This window comes from Mesorhizobium sp. M1A.F.Ca.IN.020.06.1.1 (assembly GCF_004023265.1).
GTDB lineage: Bacteria > Pseudomonadota > Alphaproteobacteria > Rhizobiales > Rhizobiaceae > Mesorhizobium.
Genome location: NZ_RZSR01000729.1, coordinates 1 through 3,092 on the forward strand (window position 1 = coordinate 1; position 3,092 = coordinate 3,092).

The following is a 3,092-nucleotide window of genomic DNA, read 5'->3' on the forward strand; positions in this document are numbered from 1 at the left end:
ACCTTGCGCGGGGCTTTACCATCGAGCGCTTTCTGCACGAAGTCGAGAGCCAGCACCGCTTTTTCGACGGCACCTTGATCCGCGTCGCGGGCAATTGTCAAATCCCCGCGCTTCTTGCCGTTGACCTGCACCGGCAGCATGATCTCGTTGTCGACGACCAGGGCCGGATCGTAGGCAGGCCACGGCCGTTCGGCGACCATCTCGGTGCCGCCCAACGCCTCCCAGCATTCCTCGGCCAGATGCGGCATCACCGGCGCGATCACATGCACCAGGATCTCGACGGCCTCGCGGCAGGCGCCCTTCAGCGCCGCGTCAGCCTTGCCTTCGGCGACGTCGTTGAGCGGCACGGCCAGCGCATTGGCAAGCTCGTAGATGCGGGCGATAGCTCGGTTGAAGCCGAGCTTCTCGATGTCCTCGCCGATCGCCTTAAGGATCTTGTGCGCGGCCTTGGAAACTGCACCTGCCTCGCCTTCGCTCGCCGCGGCCGGCTTCACGTCGGCAAGCTGTTCGGCCGCGATCTGCACCAGGCGCCAGACGCGCTGCACGAAGCGATGCGCGCCGGCGGCACCTTCGTCGGTCCATTCGACGTCGCGCTCCGGCGGCGAGTCCGACAGCATGAACCAGCGCGCGGTATCGGCTCCGTAGCCGTCGGTGATCTCCTCCGGACTCACCGTGTTCTTCTTCGATTTCGACATCTTCTCGAGCGCGCCGATCGACGCTTCCTCGCCGGTCGCGATCTCGATGGCGCGGCGCTTGCCGCCGGCATCCTCGATCCTGACCTCGCTCGGCGACAGCCAGCGCCCATTTGTCGACGGACCGCCGACGCGGTAGGTCTCGTGCACCACCATGCCTTGCGTGAACAGGCCCTTGAACGGCTCGGCGAGGTTCAAATGGCCGGTCTCGCGCATGGCACGCGTGAAGAAGCGCGAATAGAGCAGATGCAGGATCGCGTGCTCGATGCCGCCGATATATTGGTCCACCGCCAGCCACTCGTCCGCCGCCTTCGGCTCGGTCGGCTCGTTCGCCCAGGGGGCGGTGAAGCGCGCGAAATACCACGACGAATCGACGAACGTATCCATCGTGTCGGTCTCGCGCCGCGCGTCGCGCCCGCATTGCGGGCATTTCACGTGACGCCATGTCGGATGCCGATCGAGCGGATTGCCCGGACGGTCGAACTCGATGTCGTCAGGCAGTTTCACCGGCAGATCGGCCTTCGGCACCGGCACCACGCCGCAGGCCTCGCAGTGGATCATCGGGATCGGGCAGCCCCAGTAGCGCTGGCGCGAGATGCCCCAATCGCGCAGGCGGAAATTCACCTTGCGCTCCGCCATCGGCCGGCCGCCGATCGTCTTCTGTTCGAGCAGCTTCGCCACCTCGTCGAACGCGCGCTGCGGCTTCATGCCGTCGAGGAAGCGCGAATTGATCATCACGCCGTCGTCGACATAGGCCTCCTCGGTGATCTGGAAGCTTTTTGCGTCGCCGTCTTCCGGCATCACTACCGGGACTACCGGCAGGCCGGATTTGTTGGCGAAGTCGAGGTCGCGCTGATCGCCCGACGGGCAGCCGAAGATGGCGCCCGTGCCATACTCCATCAGCACGAAATTCGCGACGTAGACAGGCAGCGTCCAGCCGTCGTCGAAAGGATGGACGACGCGGATGCCGGTATCGAAACCCTTCTTTTCGGCCGTCTCAAGCGCCGCCACCGAGGTGCCCATATGGCGGACCTCGTCGATGAACTTGGCCAGCGCCGGATTGTTCTCGGCGGCTTGTTTGGCCAGCGGATGATCCGCCGCGACCGCCATGAAGGAGGCGCCGAAGATGGTGTCCGGCCTGGTCGTGTAGACTTCCAGCTCGTGCATGTCGCCGCCGATCTTGGCAGAGCTTGCAGCCGCCAGCGGCCAGCGGATCAGCAGCCCTTCCGAGCGGCCGATCCAGTTATGCTGCATCAGCTTGACCTTCTCCGGCCATTCGTCGAGACGGCCGAGCGAATCCAGCAGGTCCTGCGCGAAATCGGTGATCTTGAAGAACCACTGCGTCAACTCGCGCTGCTCGACCAGCGCGCCCGAGCGCCAGCCGCGGCCGTCGATGACCTGCTCGTTGGCGAGCACCGTCATGTCTGCCGGGTCCCAGTTGACCTTGGAGGATTTGCGCGTCACCAGCCCCTTCTCGACGAAGTCGAGGAACAGCATCTGCTGGCGGTGATAGTAGTCGACGTCGCATGTGGCGAACTCCCGCGCCCAGTCGAGCGACAGGCCCATCATCTTGAGCTGCTCGCGCATGACGGCGATGTTTTCGTAGGTCCAGTCCTTGGGATGGACCTTGTTCTGCATCGCGGCATTCTCGGCCGGCATGCCGAAGGCGTCCCAACCCATCGGGTGCAGCACGTTGAAGCCCTTGGCCCGCTTGTAGCGCGCGACGACGTCGCCCATCGTATAGTTGCGGGTGTGGCCGATATGGATCTTCCCCGAGGGATAAGGGAACATCTCGAGCACGTAGTATTTCGGCTTCGGGTCCTCGTTCCTGGCCTCGAACAGCTTCTTTTCGGCCCAGGCCTTCTGCCATTTGGGCTCTGACGTGCGCGGATTGTATCGTTCGGTTGCCATCAGATGTTTTTCACTTAAAAGCGGGTGCGCGGCGCTGGGCAAGGCCGGCAGCCGAGACAATGTCGGTGTTCACCATGGATTGCCAGACCCGTCAACTGTGGCGATCCGGCGTTGGTGCTAAAACTATGGGCAGGATATGGACATGACGAGCCCCGTCGAACAGCTTCGCGCGGTCAAGGCGAAGATCGCAAGCGCCGAACGCGAGGCAAAGCGTGAGCCCGGCGCCGTCATGCTGGTTGCGGTCTCGAAGACCTTCGCGGCCGAAGATATCCGCCCGGTCATCGAGGCGGGCCAGCGTGTTTTCGGCGAGAACCGCGTGCAGGAAGCTCAAGGTAAATGGCCGGCGCTGAAAGCGGCGTTTCCCGACATCGAGCTGCACCTGATCGGGCCGCTGCAATCCAACAAGACGAAGGAAGCGGTGGCGCTTTTCGATGTCATCGAGACCGTCGATCGCGAGAAGATCGCCGCCGAGCTTGCCAAGGAGACCGC

The 3,092-nt window shown here is 63.8% G+C and carries 1 protein-coding gene and 1 pseudogene; one reads left to right on the forward strand and one right to left on the reverse strand.

Annotated features, from left to right (window positions below):
• On the reverse strand, positions 1-2,603 hold a 2,603-nt coding region (gene leuS, locus EOA60_RS25890; RefSeq protein WP_128312109.1), incomplete at its 3' end, for a leucine--tRNA ligase.
• 142 nt (positions 2,604-2,745) lie between these two features.
• Between leuS and EOA60_RS25895 the strand changes: the two are divergent.
• Positions 2,746-3,092 (forward strand): annotated as a pseudogene (locus EOA60_RS25895) (alanine racemase); the annotation flags it as partial.